Annotated in this window: 14 protein-coding genes; 9 read left to right on the forward strand and 5 right to left on the reverse strand. The window is 62.4% G+C overall.

Features of this window, described 5'->3' with window-relative positions; genetic code table 11:
* The first annotated feature begins 1 nt into the window (after position 1).
* The 9 genes from hisH to tatC all read left to right on the forward strand — a co-directional run bounded on the left by hisH (position 2) and on the right by tatC (position 5,195).
* Positions 2 to 640, forward strand: coding sequence for an imidazole glycerol phosphate synthase subunit HisH (gene hisH, locus ACQ4WP_RS17385; RefSeq protein WP_436522748.1), 639 nt, complete (start codon positions 2 to 4; stop codon positions 638 to 640).
* A gap of 82 nt (positions 641 to 722) precedes the next feature.
* The gene (hisA, locus tag ACQ4WP_RS17390; protein WP_141171104.1) at positions 723 to 1,496 is read left to right on the forward strand and encodes a 1-(5-phosphoribosyl)-5-[(5-phosphoribosylamino)methylideneamino]imidazole-4-carboxamide isomerase; all 774 of its coding nucleotides are present in this window, start codon (positions 723 to 725) and stop codon (positions 1,494 to 1,496) included.
* A gap of 60 nt (positions 1,497 to 1,556) precedes the next feature.
* On the forward strand, positions 1,557 to 2,318 hold the full coding sequence (hisF, locus tag ACQ4WP_RS17395) for an imidazole glycerol phosphate synthase subunit HisF (RefSeq protein WP_436522750.1): 762 nt from the start codon (positions 1,557 to 1,559) through the stop codon (positions 2,316 to 2,318).
* A gap of 32 nt (positions 2,319 to 2,350) precedes the next feature.
* Positions 2,351 to 2,788: a phosphoribosyl-AMP cyclohydrolase gene (gene hisI, locus ACQ4WP_RS17400; RefSeq protein WP_436522752.1), complete on the forward strand. Its 438-nt coding sequence runs from the start codon at positions 2,351 to 2,353 to the stop codon at positions 2,786 to 2,788.
* Entirely contained in the window at positions 2,785 to 3,156 is a 372-nt protein-coding gene (locus tag ACQ4WP_RS17405) for a phosphoribosyl-ATP diphosphatase (RefSeq protein WP_436522754.1), read from the forward strand. Before hisI ends, ACQ4WP_RS17405 begins: the two co-directional genes overlap by 4 nt.
* A 16-nt stretch (positions 3,157 to 3,172) precedes the next feature.
* On the forward strand, positions 3,173 to 3,544 hold the full coding sequence (locus ACQ4WP_RS17410; protein ID WP_436522756.1) for a histidine triad nucleotide-binding protein: 372 nt from the start codon (positions 3,173 to 3,175) through the stop codon (positions 3,542 to 3,544).
* Between the two features lie 80 nt (positions 3,545 to 3,624).
* On the forward strand, positions 3,625 to 3,861 hold the full coding sequence (gene tatA / locus ACQ4WP_RS17415) for a Sec-independent protein translocase subunit TatA (protein WP_034780931.1): 237 nt from the start codon (positions 3,625 to 3,627) through the stop codon (positions 3,859 to 3,861).
* Between the two features lie 48 nt (positions 3,862 to 3,909).
* Entirely contained in the window at positions 3,910 to 4,443 is a 534-nt protein-coding gene (gene tatB, locus ACQ4WP_RS17420) for a Sec-independent protein translocase protein TatB (RefSeq protein ID WP_436522758.1), read from the forward strand.
* The gene (tatC, locus tag ACQ4WP_RS17425) at positions 4,440 to 5,195 is read left to right on the forward strand and encodes a twin-arginine translocase subunit TatC (RefSeq protein ID WP_436511390.1); all 756 of its coding nucleotides are present in this window, start codon (positions 4,440 to 4,442) and stop codon (positions 5,193 to 5,195) included. Before tatB ends, tatC begins: the two co-directional genes overlap by 4 nt.
* Before the next feature lie 95 nt (positions 5,196 to 5,290).
* Here the strand turns inward: tatC and ACQ4WP_RS17430 are convergent, their stop codons facing one another.
* From ACQ4WP_RS17430 to ACQ4WP_RS17450, 5 genes are all read right to left on the reverse strand, one after another.
* A complete protein-coding gene (locus tag ACQ4WP_RS17430; RefSeq protein WP_436522760.1) occupies positions 5,291 to 5,605 on the reverse strand; it encodes a hypothetical protein in 315 nt (104 codons plus the stop codon).
* 168 nt (positions 5,606 to 5,773) lie between these two features.
* Positions 5,774 to 7,615, reverse strand: coding sequence for a DUF885 domain-containing protein (locus ACQ4WP_RS17435; RefSeq protein WP_436522762.1), 1,842 nt, complete (start codon positions 7,613 to 7,615; stop codon positions 5,774 to 5,776).
* A gap of 186 nt (positions 7,616 to 7,801) precedes the next feature.
* Positions 7,802 to 8,290, reverse strand: a complete 489-nt coding sequence (locus tag ACQ4WP_RS17440) for a hypothetical protein (RefSeq protein WP_436522764.1) — start codon at positions 8,288 to 8,290, stop codon at positions 7,802 to 7,804.
* Positions 8,291 to 8,344: 54 nt separating this feature from the next.
* Entirely contained in the window at positions 8,345 to 12,538 is a 4,194-nt protein-coding gene (locus ACQ4WP_RS17445; protein ID WP_436522766.1) for a DEAD/DEAH box helicase, read from the reverse strand.
* A complete protein-coding gene (locus tag ACQ4WP_RS17450; protein ID WP_436522768.1) occupies positions 12,535 to 14,478 on the reverse strand; it encodes a dipeptidyl-peptidase 5 in 1,944 nt (647 codons plus the stop codon). The genes ACQ4WP_RS17445 and ACQ4WP_RS17450 overlap by 4 nt, the downstream gene beginning before the upstream one ends.
* Between the last annotated feature and the right edge of the window lie 47 nt (positions 14,479 to 14,525).

Genomic DNA, 14,525 nt, shown 5'->3' on the forward strand with positions numbered 1-14,525 from the left:
CATGAATAAAATTGTGGTGGTGGATTACGGCATGGGCAACCTGCGCTCGGTGGCGCAGGCCCTGCGTGCCGTGGCGCCGGACGCCGATGTGCGCATTTCCGGCGTAGCTGCCGACATCGACAGCGCCGACCGCATCGTCTTGCCGGGCCAGGGCGCCATGCCCGACTGCATGCGCAGCCTGCGCGAATCGGGCGTGCTCGAAGCGCTGCTGCGCGCCGCCGACAGCAAGCCCGTGCTGGGCGTGTGCATCGGCGAGCAAATGCTGTTCGACGGCAGCGAAGAGGGCGATGCGGCTGGTCTGGGCTTGCTGCCAGGCAAGGTCGTGCGCTTCAAGCTCGACGGCCAGGTGCAGGAAGACGGTTCGCGCTTCAAGGTGCCGCAAATGGGCTGGAACCAAGTGCGCCAAACGGCGTCCCATGCGATGTGGGATGGCATAGACGACAATGCGTATTTTTACTTTGTGCACAGCTATTTTGCTCAACCTCAAGAGGCGGCGCACACGGTGGGCGAGACTGTGTATGGCGCGCCGTTCGCGTGCGCCGTCGCGCGTGATAATATTTTCGCGACACAGTTTCACCCTGAAAAAAGTGCTGCCGCTGGCTTGCAGCTGTACAAGAACTTCGTTCACTGGCAACCCTGACATATCGTATTAATGTACCTTTTGACGTACCTTCGTGGCCTTTCCGGCTTCGCTTCTCACTCACTCTGATACCACACTGACCATGCTGCTTATTCCCGCCATCGACCTGAAAGACGGTCACTGCGTACGCCTGAAACAAGGCGATATGGAACTTGCCACCGTATTTTCCGAAGACCCGGCCGAAATGGCCCGCCATTGGCTGATGCAAGGCGCGCGCCGGCTGCACCTGGTCGACCTGAACGGGGCCTTTGCCGGCAAGCCGAAGAACGAAGGCGCCGTGAAAGCCATCCTGAAGGCCGTGCAGGATTTCGCCTTGGAAAACGACATTGAGGAAATCCCCGTGCAGTTGGGCGGCGGCATCCGCGACCTCGATACCATCGAGCGCTACCTCGACGCCGGTATCACCTACGTCATCATCGGCACGGCGGCCGTGAAAAGCCCCGGCTTCCTGCACGACGCCTGCGGCGCCTTCCCGGGCCACATCATCGTCGGCCTCGATGCCAAGGATGGCAAGGTGGCAACGGATGGCTGGAGCAAGATGTCGGGCCACGAAGTGATCGACCTGGCGAAGAAATTCGAAGCCTACGGCGTTGAATCCATCATTTATACGGACATCGGCCGCGACGGCATGATGGGCGGCATCAATATCGAAGCCACCGTCAAGCTGGCGCAAGCGGTCAAGATTCCCGTCATTGCCTCGGGCGGCCTGCACAATATCGGCGACGTGGAAGCGCTGTGCGCGGTCCAGGCCGAAGGCATCGAAGGCGTGATCTGCGGCCGTTCCATCTATGAAGGCACGATCGACCTGGCGCAGGCGCAAGAACGCGCCGACGAACTGACCGACGCCGCCGTTTAAGCCAGCCCGGCCTTGGGCGTGCGCGTGCATGCCCGGCCTGGCGACAATCTGGATACCATCATGCTTGCAAAACGTATCATCCCCTGCCTCGACGTGACCAATGGCCGCGTCGTCAAAGGCGTCAACTTCACGCAATTGCGCGACGCCGGCGACCCGGTGGAAATCGCGCGCCGTTATGACGAGCAGGGCGCCGATGAAATCACTTTCCTCGACATTACCGCGTCCAGCGACAACCGCGGCCTGATCTTCGACATCATCGAAGCGGTGGCGTCGCAAGTGTTCATTCCGCTGACCGTGGGCGGCGGCGTGCGCGTGGTGGAAGACGTGCGCCGGTTGCTCAACGCGGGCGCCGACAAGGTCAGCATCAACACCTCGGCCGTGACGAACCCGCAACTGGTGTTTGAGGCATCGCAAAAGCACGGCTCGCAATGCATCGTCGTCGCCATCGACGCCAAGCAGGTGTCGCCCGGCAAGTGGGAAGTGTTTACCCACGGCGGGCGCATTGCCACGGGCCTGGACGCGTTCGCATGGGCGCGTAAAATGGAAAGCCTGGGCGCCGGAGAAATCTTGCTGACCAGCATGGACCGCGATGGCACCAAAGTGGGCTTCGACCTGGGCCTGACGCGCGGCGTATCCGATGCCGTCAGCATTCCCGTCATCGCCTCGGGCGGCGTGGGCGGCTTGCAGGATTTGGTCGACGGCATCAAGGTGGGCCGTGCGGACGCCGTGCTGGCCGCCAGCATCTTCCATTATGGCCAGCACACGGTACAGGAAGCCAAGCGTTTCATGGCGCAGCAGGGCATTCCCATGCGCCTGGCGTAAAGATAAGCAGTAAATTAAGCAGGATACAGAACATGCAAAACGGAACCATCGTAGCAAGCAATGCCAAGTGGCTGAAAAAGGTCAAATGGGACGAGCACGGCCTGGTGCCCGTGATCGCGCAGGAAGCGGGCAGCAATGACGTGCTGATGTTTGCCTGGATGAACCGCGACGCGCTGGCGCGCACGGTGGAGCTGGGTGAAGCTGTGTACTGGAGCCGTTCGCGCAAGAAACTCTGGCACAAGGGCGAAGAGTCCGGCCACACGCAAAAGGTGCTGGAAATCCGCCTCGATTGCGACGAGGACGTGGTCTTGCTGAAAATCGAGCAAGCCGGCGGCATCGCCTGCCATACTGGCCGCCATTCGTGTTTCTTCCAGAAATTCGAAGGCGATGAAAAAACGGGTGAATGGCAGATCACCGACCCCGTCCTGAAAGACCCTGACACGATTTACGCGGAAAGCAAGACCAAATGAGTGAAACCTTGAAGCGCCTGGCCGCCGTGATCGAATCGCGCAAGCCGGCCAACGGCGGCGACCCCGCGACCTCCTATGTTGCGCGCCTGTTTGCCAAGGGCGATGACGCCATTTTGAAAAAAATCGGCGAAGAGGCCACGGAAACGGTGATGGCCGCCAAGGATGCGCGGCGCGACAACGACCCGTCGAAGGTCCTGTACGAATGCGCCGACCTGTGGTTTCACTCGCTGGTGCTGCTGGCGCAGTTCGACCTGACGCCGCAGCAGGTGCTCGACGAGCTGGCGCGCCGTGAAGGCTTGTCCGGCCTCGAAGAAAAGGCGGCGCGCAAGGATGAACTGCGCGACGCCGGCGAAACGGACAATCACTGACTTTATTGGAGCGTGCGTGGATAACTGTATTTTTTGCAAGATTTCTGCAAAACAAATTCCCTCGACCATCGTGTATGAAGACGACGACTTGCTGGCCTTCAAGGACATCAACCCGGCCGCCCCCGTGCATCTGCTGTTGATCCCGAAGCGCCACGTGGCCAGCCTGTCCGACTGCGATGACAGCCATACGGAACTACTGGGCAAGCTGCTGCGCCTGGCGCCGAAGCTCGCTGCCGAGTTCGGCTGCGCCGTCACGTATGAGGCCGATGGCACGCCTGTCGGCGGCTTCAAGACCATGATCAACAGCGGCCCGAACGGCGGTCAAGAGGTGTATCACCTGCACATGCATGTGTACGGCGGTCCCCGCCCCTGGCGCGGTCAGCACTGATTTCGCCGTACGCCGGGTTCGCGTGTATACTACCGGCATTGGTTGACGCTATTCGGGCACCGTCCCGCAAGGAGAATGTGATGGGTTCATTGAGTATTTGGCACTGGGTGATCGTTCTGGTGATTGTGATGCTGGTCTTCGGCACCAAGAAACTGGGCAATATCGGCGGTGATATCGGCAAAGCCGTCAAAGGCTTCAAGGATGGCGTCAAGGGCGAAGATGACGCTCCGGCAGCCAATACCCCTCCTGCTGCGCCATCGCAAGTGGCCGACAAAAGCACCATCGACGTCGAGACGAAAGAGAAAAGCAAGTTCTGATAGCGTGGCGGGGCGCTTGCCTCGTCCGGTAACAGCCCTTGTCCGCTTATGATCGATCTCGGTCTCTCTAAAATCGCCATCATCGGCGTGGTTGCGTTGATAGTCATCGGCCCTGAAAAGTTGCCGAGAGTAGCACGCATGGCCGGCACCCTGTATGGCCGCGCGCAACGCTACCTGAACCAGGTGAAATCCGAAGTCTCGCGCGAAATTGAACTGGAAGAGCTGAAAAACCTGCAGAAAGACGTGCAGGATGCGGCTCATTCGGTCAAGCAAAGCGTGGAGAAGTCCATGCATGGCGTGGAAAACTCGATCTCCGGCAACCTGGCCGAGGTGGAAAACGCCTGGCGCGGCGATTCCAGCTCGTATGATGGGCACCACGATGCCCATGAAGCCATGCTGCGCGCCACCAACGAAGACCTGGCCCGCAAGGCGCGCGAATTTCGCCGCAAGAAGCTGGTGCGCAATTCCGCCATCCCTGGCTGGTACAAGCAGCGCCATGGCGGCAAGCAGCACGTGCAGTCGGCAGCCGCCCGCGTGGCGCGCTTCCGTCCGCGCGCCAGTTCCTCCTCCTTTTACTCATGAGTAGCAAATCCCCGGTGGAAGAAACCTTTATCTCGCATCTGGTCGAGCTGCGCAACCGCCTGGTCAAGGCCTCGATCGGCATTGCCGTCGTCTGCGCCGTGCTGTTTTATTGGCCCGGCCCTTCGCATATCTACGATTTTATTGCCGCACCGATGATCGCCTCGCTGCCGGCCGGCTCGAAAATGATCGCCACCGGCGTGATTTCGCCGTTCCTGGTGCCGATGAAAGTGACCCTGGTGATCGCCTTCATCGTCGCCTTGCCCTGGGTGCTGTACCAGATGTGGGCCTTTATCGCGCCCGGCTTGTACACGCATGAAAAGCGTCTGATTGCGCCGCTGGTCATCTCCTCGTCCCTGCTGTTCATCGCCGGCGTGGCCTTCTGCTACTTCTTTGTGTTTGGCCGCGTGTTTCACTTCATCAGTGATTTCTCGCCATCCTCGATTGCCGTTACGCCCGATATCGAAAACTACCTCGATTTCGTCATGTCGATGTGCCTGGCCTTTGGCGCCACGTTCGAGGTGCCCGTGGTGGTGGTGATCCTCGTGCGCATGGGCTTGGTTACTATCGCGAAACTCAAGGAAGTGCGTCCCTACATCATCGTCGGCGCTTTCGTGATTGCCGCCATCGTCACGCCGCCGGACGTCGTCAGCCAGTTCTCGCTGGCCATTCCCATGTGCCTGCTGTTCGAACTGGGCCTGCTGGTGGCGCCCATCTTCGTCAAGGCCACCCAGGCGCCGGAAGAAGCGTCCTAGACGGCAAACGGACATGCAGGCAAAAGCCGCTGACTTCCTTCGGGAGCAGCGGCTTTTTCATTGCCGGATTAGTTGGTGGACCGTCGTTGCGTGTTTTACTGCAGCATCAGTTTGCTGAGGATGCCCAGGTTGAGCAGGATCAGGGTGCTCATCATCCAGTAGACATGCTTCATGTCCGCGCCATGGCGCAAGTCCATGCGTTCCAGGCGGGCATCGATTTTTTGCTCAACGAGCTTGATTTCCCCGAGCACGTTATGCTCTAGCACCGCCAGCTCGCCATGGACGACTACGGCCCTGCCCAGCACATCACCAAGGGCCGAGGCATGCGCTTCGGCTTGCGTGGTGGGAACGCCCGCTGACGCGAGACGTTTGGCGTAGTCAAGGGTATCGAACTGGATGGGCATATGCATGGACGCTCCTGATTACCAGCCTAGCAGAAAAATCGGCAATTGCCAGTGAGGAGAGCTGCGCCTGCCTTCACGCCAGCGTAGAACGTATCAGGCAGGGTAGTTTGCGGCGGCGCAAACGGATGCAAAAAGGGCGCCGCGGCGCCCTTTGCAAGGTGAGATGCGTACCGCTTAATTCATCAGTTCCTTGATGACTTTCACGGGCGCGCTGCCGTAGCTGAGGAATTGCTCATGGAAATCCTTCAGCACGAATTTGCTGCCCAGCGCTTGCTTGCGTTGTTCGCGCAAGTCCATGATCTCGCTGTAGCCGCTGAAATAGCTGGTCAGTTGCACCGAGCTCAGCTGCACGCGGCGCCATTTTTCCGTCGCTTCACGCTTGGTCTGAAAGGCCTGGCGCGTCAGCAGGTCGAGCGCCTGCTCTTGCGTCATGCCCAGCACGTGCACGCTGTAGTCGAGGATGGTGTTGGTGACGCTGCGCAAGTTCCACTTCGAGTACATCAGCCACATTTCCGGCGCGTTATTGCCATAGCCCGATTCAAGCATCATGCGCTCGCCATACACGGCCCAGCCTTCGATCATGGCGCCGTTGCCAAAGATGGACTTGACCAGCGACGGCGACTTGTTGGCGTACACCAGCTGCGTGTAATGGCCGGGAATGGCTTCGTGGATGTTCAGGATCTGCAAGATCCAGTGGTTGTATTCGCGCAAGCTGCTTTCCGCCTGTTCCGGCGTTTCGCCATCGAGCGGCGTCACGTTGTAATAGGTACGGTCCTGCGGACGGTAGGGGCCGGGCGCTTCGATGCTGGCGCCGGCCACGCCGCGCTGGTAGGCCGGGGTTTCACGCACGACCAGCGGTTTCTTCGGGTCCATCGTCAGCAGGTTGTGGCTGGTCACCCATTCCTGCAATTCCGGAATCTGGCGGCGAATTTCCGGCACGAAATCGGCGGCGGCCACATGCTTGCTGGACAGCTTGTCGATTACCATGCCGATCTTCGCCGTGCGATCCGCCGGCTTGGCCGTGGCGCCCATGGTTTTCACCCACAGCTCGTCGGACAGGCTATCCATGTGTTCGAGCAACTTTTCGCGCGCGGCCAGGGCTTTCTGGTACATCTGCTCGGCGCTCACGCTGGCCTGGATATCGTAGGCAAATTTCTGTTCGTACAAGTCCTTGCCGATGCGGAAGGAGCGTGCATTGCCGTTCTGCGCCAGCGCCACATCCTGCTCCGTCAGCCAGGCGGCATAGCCTTGCACGGCCGTGCGGGCCGCGGCGATGCGCGCGTTGTACAGCTGTTTTTCGAGCGGCGTCAGGATGGACGCCTGTGCCGTCTTGTTCAGGTCGTCAAGCACGCTGAGCACGCCAGCGCTCTGGGCGATGGCCAGCTGCGTGTGTTCGCGTGTGGGGTGATTGATACTGGCGCGCGCGGCCGCATAGTATTGCGGCACGGTGGCGATGCGCTTGAGCAAGGTGCGCAAGCGCTGCGGCTGCGCCGCGTACTCCGTGTTCAGGATGAAGTCGATGGAACCGGCTACGTTGTACTGGGCAGGGTTCCATTCGAATTCGCGGAAAGTGGTCAGATACCAGCGGTCCGATTGCAGTTTATTCGTCAGCAAGGCCAGGTCGGTACGTTGCTTGTCCGACATCTTGCCGGCATTCAGCTTGCCGAACTTGCCCAGCCATTCTTCGATGAAGGCCAGTTGCTTCTGGCGGCTGGCCGCGTCGGGGATGCTCAGGTTGGCGGCGCCATCGTACTTGCCGACGGAAATCGCGCTTTCCGGGTCCAGGCGCCACAGGGCCGTGAGGAATTGGCCGCTCAGGTTATTCATGGAACGGTCGCTGCTGTTCTCGCTGGCGACGGCGGCGAGCGTGGCTGCCGTGGCGGCGCTGACGACGGCCGCCTTCTTGGCGACGGTTTTTTTCTTGCTGCTGCTGGTACTGGCCTTGCCGTTCTTCTGCGGCTTCTTGGCGGCGCTGGCCGGTGTCAGGGTAAAGGCCATCATCAATGCGGCGAGCATAACTTTATTTCTTATCAGCATAGTTTATCTCTTGAATATTTTGCTGTTTGTTCTAATCAGAAAATAATAAACTGATAATATAAGTAACAAACAACTATTGAAAGGTTGGCTTTGCTTGCCAGGGCGGCCAAAGATTAGCATTAATTGCCGCGCTTGCGCAGTTTTTTGCGCCGGGCGCGCGCGGTGCTAGACGACGATGGCGCTGCCTTGCAGCATCTCTTGATGGCGTGCATTCAGGGCCGCCACGGCATCCTTGCCGCGCGCCATGCCAGTGGCGTGGATTTCGATGTCTTGCGTGTAGCGCTGGCTGACGCGCACCGTGTAGGACTGGAACAGCCAGCTCCAGAAATTGGTTTCATAGACGGCTTCATCCATGTCGCGCCATTTGACACCCGTGAGTTTCTTTTTCCACGGCAAGATGCCGGATGCCAGCCAGACGCCTGCCTCGTCGTAGTACAGCTGATAGCTGCGGATGGTCAGCAGGCGGTAGCCGACGATCAGGGCCGAGCCGATCAGCACCACGAAGGCGGCGCGCGCGTTGTACTTGAAGGCCAGCGGCAGGGCGGCAAAAAACAGCAGCACGGCAATGACGAAAGTGCTGACGTAGGCGGTCCAGGATTTGCCGCACAAAAAGGTGGCGCGCTGGCCGGCGGTGGTGGCGATAAAGTCGGTCATGGGGCAAGAAAGAAGAACGGAAAAACGATCATCGCATGGAACGCGGCTTGCCGTTTATTTTTTCAATCCCTCCTGCAGCATGCCCAGCATGTCGTTGGCCGACATGCGCGCAGCCGCGTCGCTGCCTTCCAGCAAGCTGTCGGCCAGGTCGCGCTTGTGCTGGTGCAATTCGACGATGCCTTCTTCGATCGTGTGTTTCGCCACCAGCCGGTAAATGGTGACGGGACGCAATTGTCCCATGCGGTGGGCGCGGTCCGAGGCCTGGTCTTCCACGGCCGGGTTCCACCACGGGTCCATGTGGATCACGTAATCGGCCGCCGTCAGGTTGATGCCCATGCCGCCCGCTTTCAGGCTGATCAGGAAGACATCGCCGTCGCCCGCCTGGAAGGCGTCCACCCGGCGCTTGCGCTCCTGCATGGGCGTGCTGCCGTCGAGATACTGATAGCTGACGCCATGCTGCTCCAGGTGCTGGCGGATCAGGGTCAAATGGTCGACGAACTGGCTGAAGACGAGCACTTTGTGGCGGTTTTCCAGCAAGCCCGACAGCAGCTGCGCGAAGGCCGCCAGCTTGCTGCTGGCCAGGCCCAGCTCGGGCGCCACCAGCTGTGGATGGCAGCAGGCGCGGCGCAGCTTCATGATTTCGGCCAGGATCTGGATGGCTTTCTTGGACGCCGGCCCTTCCACCATGGCCAGCTTTTCCAGCGCTTCGCGGCGCAAGGATTCGTACAGCGCCGTTTCCTGCGGTGACAGTTCCACTTCCAGCACGATTTCCGTGCGCGACGGCAATTCCGACAGCACTTGCGTCTTGGTGCGGCGCAGGATGAAGGGCGCGATCAAGCGGCGCAGTCGCAGGCGCGCGCCGGCCGCCGCGCGCTTGTCCTGATCTTTCTCAATCGGCCCCGCGAAGCGCAGGTTGAACTGGTCGAGGGTGCCCAGCAAACCGGGATTGATGAAGCGGAACAGATTCCACAATTCGCCCAGGTGGTTTTCCAGTGGCGTGCCGCTGGCCACCATGCGGAAATCCCCTTGCAGGGCCATCACGGCTTGCGAGCGCTTGGTGGCGCCATTCTTGATCGCTTGCGCTTCGTCGAGCACGATCGTATGCCAGCGCACGCCGGCAAACATGGTGGCTTCCTGCTGCAGCAAGCCATAGCTGGCCACCACCACGTCAAACGGCTGCAATGTTTCCAGCATCTCGGCGCGGTCGCCGCTGCCGAACAGTTTGATGTTCAAGGTGGGCGCGAAGCGCTGCGCTTCGCTGATCCAGTTCATGCAGACGGACGTGGGGGCCACGACCAGGGTGGGGCCGTTGGGCGCGCGCGCCAGGATCAGGGCCAGCGCTTGTAAGGTCTTGCCGAGTCCCATGTCGTCGGCCAGGCAGGCGCCCACGCCCCAGTGCGCCAAGCGCGCCAGCCATTCAAAGCCAGCCAGCTGGTAGTCGCGCAGGTTCGCTTGCAGGGTGCTGGGCAGCTGCGGCGTAAAATCGTCGAGGGCGCGCAGGCGCAGCAAGTGTTCGCGCCATAGTTTATCCGCCTTGACGCCGCCCGCATCGTTGGCCAGCTCTTCCAGCGCGAAGGCGGCCAGCGGGTGGATGTGCACGCCATCGGCATGCGCCTCGCCATACGCGGCCAGTTCCGACAGGCGCCGGTGCAATTCGTCGCTGAGGGCCAGGAACTGGTTGTCGCCCAGGGCCACGAAGCGGCTTTTATTGTTCTGCATCAAGTCGAGCAAGGCGCGCAAATCCATCACCTTGTCTTCATCGATCTGCACGTCGCCGCTGGCGGCAAACCAGTCTTTTTCACTCTTGATATTCAGGCGCACCTGGCCGCTGTCGATGCGTTTCGACACGCGCATCGCTTCGCCCTCGGGCCAGGCCAGCACAATACCGGAGCCGATAGCGGCCGGGTCCAGCGCCTGCAATTCCACCAGCAGTTGCAGGCCCAGCGCAGGCTGGCCCAGCAGCCACTCGCCGTGCTCTTCTTGCGCCTCTTCCAGCACCAGGCATTTGCCAATCAGCTGGCGCTGCGCTTCGCGTTCCGCGTTCAGGTCGCGCCGCGCTTGCACGGCCCGGCCAGCCACGTCGGCAAACACGCTTTCGGCGCCGCTGCCGGGTGCGTAATAGGCGCCGTTGTCGAGCAGCGGGCGTACCAAAATCTGCATTTTCAAGCCCTGTTGATAGGGTAGCAGGTGCACGTGCAGGCGGTGGTCGGCCGTGATCGCTTCCGCGTCGCCGGCGCCGCCGCCGATGTCCGATTGCACGGTGACCATGGACGAGATGGCGCCTATCGCCTGCATGACCTGTTTTTCCGCATGCAGGGGCACGGACAGGCCCAGGCCCACAATGGCGCCGATGCGCCGGTGCTCGTCGAGGATGTGCACCACGCGCAAACGCGTCGGCGTTTCGCGCTGCAGCACCACATTGCTGCCGCTGTCGGGCAGGGGCGGCTGCATGCCCAGCCACAGTTGCCCCTCGTGCGACTTGATGAGGAGCTCGGGCGCGCCGGCGATCAGTTCCACGCGCATGTCAGGATGGTCGAGCCAGAAGACGAGCGGGTGGCCCACCAGCAAGATGGCGGCCTTGTCGAGCTCGATTTCATAGCGCGGTGCTGACGAATAATATTGTTTGAAGGGCGCGATGCTGCCGGCCGCACGGGCGTCTTGCGGCGTGAGGAAATCGATGTCGCCGGCCTCTTCGGCCAGGCGTTTCAAGCCCATGGCGCGGCCCTTGCTCCAGCCGCCGCGCGCGTCGCGTTTCTGCTCGCGCACTTCCACGGCCGTCAGGCCAAAGCGCGGGTCGAACGCCACCAGCCACACCAGGCGCGAGACGCTGCCCAACGCTTCGGCGGGCGCGTTCTGCTGCAGGTTGATCAGCGCGCTCAGCTGGCGTTGCCACGCTTCCTGGCGCTCGAACCACGGCGCCATGTCCGTCAAGCCGTGTTGCGCCCGCTTGGATGTCGCATAGCGCTCCTGCTGAGGCTCGCCCATCAAGCCCAGCAAGCCGGCCGCCTGCGCCGCAATCAAATCATAGCCGGCGGCGTCGGCTTGCTGTACCAGCGATCGCAGCTGATCCTTGCGTTCGCTCAATTGCGGTAGCGCAAGCCAGTAGTACAGCAAGGCCTGGAACAGCTGCGCCTGCAGTCCCGTTTCCCAGCTGCGCGTGGGGATGCTTTCCGCCAGTTGCACGCCGGCGCGCACCAGGCGCAAGGTATTGAGTTGCTGGTAGACGATGCTGTCGTGGTTCGGCTGCGCGTGCAGCGCGATATCGAGATAGGTCTCCGCGCTTTTCAGCAGCTTGGCGTCATTGCCGCGCAGCAGGGCCAGCACGTACAGGTGGCCGCCGATGCCCGTAAAGCACAGTTTGCGCTTGCCCGCCTCCTTGCGCAACCCTTTCAGGGCCGTTTCAAAGCCCGCCACGGCGTGCGCATGTTCGCCGCGCAACAGGGCGATGCTGCTGTCGACAAACATCGCCTGCGGCCCCTGCTGGCCTGCCAGGTAGCGCGCGGCCGCGTCGAGTTCGCCGCACAGCAGGGCGTCTTCGGCCAGGGCCAGCGGCAGGGCGGCGCCGATATGATCGCCAGCGGCCGCCTGGCGCGCGTGGTGGGCGCGCGCGTACGTGCGGATGGCGTGCGCCGTGGCCGGCTCGCGCGGGGCATTGCCCAGCAGCACGGCCAGGATGTCATCCTGCAGTTGCGGCATGACGAAAGACAACATTTCCGGCTCGAACGGGCGGCCGAAAATCTCGATCAGCGGATGCAGCTGCTGCGCTTCATAGCACGCCATGCAAGCGGCCAGGATGGCGGCCACGTGGCGCACCTCGTCATTGCGCAAGAGGGCGATGCGCAGGCGCGCCACGCCCTGCCGGTAGCTGCGCAATTCCACATAACCATCCCAGTTGCGGCGCACGGGGTTGATCAGCTCGATGGCCTGGCACAGGTCGCGGAACACCAGGTGTTCGATGGCGGCGCGCATGGCGGGCCAGCGCAGCCTGGCTTCGCAGGCAAAGCCGCGTCCCACCACTTCGCACGCCAGCGCGTGCCGCGTCAAATGTTGCAGCATGCCCGTGACGGTGAGCAGGGCAAACGGCGTGCCGTCCGGCTCGACGACATTGGCGCGCTGCAAGTGTTCATACACGGCATGCTTGCCCACCGCTTCGCCCGTGATCGCCAGCAGGGCCAGGATCATCTGTTCGTGCTGCTCCAGGGCGGCGAACTCGTCCAGCAGATGTTGGTCACCATTCTGTTCGCTCATGCGGGCAAATTGGCGATATGCACGGGAGGCTCGCCGGCCGCCACGGGCAGGCCGAACACGCGCTGGTAGAAATACAGTTCCGCGTCCAGCGTGCGCACGATGTTTTCCGCCTTGCGGAAGCCATGTCCCTCGCCTTCGAGCGGCACATAGGCGACGGGCACGCCGCGCGCCTGCAGGGCGTCGACCATCAGCTGCGACTGCTGCGGCGGCACGACCTTGTCATCGAGGCCCTGGAAGAAGATCATCGGGCGCGAGAGTTTATCCGTGTGGTGGATGGGTGAGCGCTCGCGGTATAGCGCCTCGGCTTGCGGCTGCGAAGCGATCAGGTAATCGGTGTAGCGCGATTCGAACTTGTGCGAATCGTTGTCCAGGCCCTTCAGGTCGGACACGCCGTAATAGCTGGCGCCGGCCTTGAAGACGTCGTGGAAGGTCAGGGCGCACAGGGTCGTCAGGCCGCCCGCGCTGCCGCCGCGGATGATCAGGCGCTCCGGGTCGGCCAGGCCGTTGGTTGCCAGGTAGCGCGCGCCGGCGATGCAGTCTTCCACGTCGACGATGCCCCATTGCCCGCGCAGCGCGTCGCGGTATTCACGGCCGAAACCGCTGCTGCCGCCGTAGTTGACGTCGAGCACGCCGATGCCGCGGCTGGTCCAGTACTGCGTCGCCAGTTTCAAGGTATTGCTGGCCATGCTGGTGGGGCCGCCGTGGCTGATGACGATGACGGGCGGCAAGGTGCCTGCCGGCGCCTGCACATCGCCATTGGTGGGCGCATAAAAGAAGGCATACGCCGTGCGGCCATTGCTGCTAGGAAAACTCAAGCTGCGCGGCACGGACAGGCAGTCGAGCGCGGGCAAGTGTGCGATCGACTGCGCCAGCACTTCCAGCTCATGGTTCGACAGGTCGATGCGCGCCAGTTCCAGCGCGATGGTGGGGCTGCCGCCCAAGAGCGCGACGAAGCCGGGCCCCACGCGCAGTTCGCGGATTTCCTGGTACGGGTGGGGGATCGGCTCCAGCTTGGCCGCCGTCACGTTCAATTGCGCCAGGTAGCTGATGCCGGCCTGGATATACGTGCAGACGATCTCGTCGTCGGACAGAAAACCGTACATGCTGCCGCCGAAGGTCCAGTGCGGCGTGGCAAATTCCGCTTCCATCGGGCACAGCGCCTCGATGTCGGCGCCATGCAGGCGGTACAGATTCCACCAGCCGCTGCTGTCGGAGACGAAGTGCAGCAAGCCGTTCGGCGACCACTCCGGCTGGCAGATTGATTCGCGCGCGCCGCCGGCGATCAGGCGCGGCGACCCCAGGCTGCCATCCGCGTGTACGTCGGCCAGCCACAGTTCCGTGCCTTGCCACGGCAGGCGCGGGTGGTCCCAGCTGATCCAGGCCAGCTGGCTGCCGTCCGGCGACAAACGCGGCGCCGCATAAAAATCGTGGCCCCGCGCCAGCACCGTGTCGCGCCCGTCGAAGCCGACGGCCGCCAGGCAGTTTTCCGGCTGCGCGTGGCCTTCTGCCGGATGCAGCTCGCGCACGGCGATCAGGCGGGAACGGGCCGCATCGATGACGAAGTCTGCGTGGCGCGTGCTGCCGCCCGTGGTGAAGGCTTCGGGCGCGCCGTCGCCAGCCACGCGGTACAGGCAATTGTCGGCGAAATGCGAAAAATACACGGTATCGCCGTCGACGGCATACGCGCCGCCGCCGTATTCATGCACGCGGGTGCGCACATTGAAGGGCGCCGGCGTCAATTCATCGATGCGCGCGCCCCGCTGGCGCAGCAGGGTATTGCGGCCCGCCTCGCTGGCGCGCCCGGCCAGCCAGAGCACGTCGGTGCCATCCGCCCCCCCCAGGGCCAGCTGCGTCAGCGGCGAGGCGCCGGCGGCGACGATGGCCGCGCTGATCGGCGATGGCCAGATGCCATAAGGGGTGCTGGATGCGGTCGAGGTCATGCGGGCTCCGTATAGTGAGGGGATCAAGGGCCGCCAGGCAGGGTCAG

It is taken from the genome of Janthinobacterium lyxosi (genome assembly GCF_051380665.1).
GTDB lineage: Bacteria > Pseudomonadota > Gammaproteobacteria > Burkholderiales > Burkholderiaceae_D > Janthinobacterium.

What these genes read in the sequence shown, in the direction of transcription:
- ACQ4WP_RS17445 (WP_436522766.1), bottom strand. Translation starts at nt 12,538, where the DNA reads ATGAGCGAACAGAATGGTGACCAACATCTGCTGGACGAGTTCGCCGCC.
- ACQ4WP_RS17435 (WP_436522762.1), bottom strand. Translation starts at nt 7,615, where the DNA reads ATGCTCGCCGCATTGATGATGGCCTTTACCCTGACACCGGCCAGCGCC.
- hisH (WP_436522748.1), top strand. Translation starts at nt 2, where the DNA reads ATGAATAAAATTGTGGTGGTGGATTACGGCATGGGCAACCTGCGCTCG.
- ACQ4WP_RS17450 (WP_436522768.1), bottom strand. Translation starts at nt 14,478, where the DNA reads ATGACCTCGACCGCATCCAGCACCCCTTATGGCATCTGGCCATCGCCG.
- hisA (WP_141171104.1), top strand. Translation starts at nt 723, where the DNA reads ATGCTGCTTATTCCCGCCATCGACCTGAAAGACGGTCACTGCGTACGC.
- tatC (WP_436511390.1), top strand. Translation starts at nt 4,440, where the DNA reads ATGAGTAGCAAATCCCCGGTGGAAGAAACCTTTATCTCGCATCTGGTC.
- ACQ4WP_RS17440 (WP_436522764.1), bottom strand. Translation starts at nt 8,290, where the DNA reads ATGACCGACTTTATCGCCACCACCGCCGGCCAGCGCGCCACCTTTTTG.
- tatB (WP_436522758.1), top strand. Translation starts at nt 3,910, where the DNA reads ATGATCGATCTCGGTCTCTCTAAAATCGCCATCATCGGCGTGGTTGCG.
- ACQ4WP_RS17405 (WP_436522754.1), top strand. Translation starts at nt 2,785, where the DNA reads ATGAGTGAAACCTTGAAGCGCCTGGCCGCCGTGATCGAATCGCGCAAG.
- hisI (WP_436522752.1), top strand. Translation starts at nt 2,351, where the DNA reads ATGCAAAACGGAACCATCGTAGCAAGCAATGCCAAGTGGCTGAAAAAG.
- ACQ4WP_RS17430 (WP_436522760.1), bottom strand. Translation starts at nt 5,605, where the DNA reads ATGCATATGCCCATCCAGTTCGATACCCTTGACTACGCCAAACGTCTC.
- hisF (WP_436522750.1), top strand. Translation starts at nt 1,557, where the DNA reads ATGCTTGCAAAACGTATCATCCCCTGCCTCGACGTGACCAATGGCCGC.
- tatA (WP_034780931.1), top strand. Translation starts at nt 3,625, where the DNA reads ATGGGTTCATTGAGTATTTGGCACTGGGTGATCGTTCTGGTGATTGTG.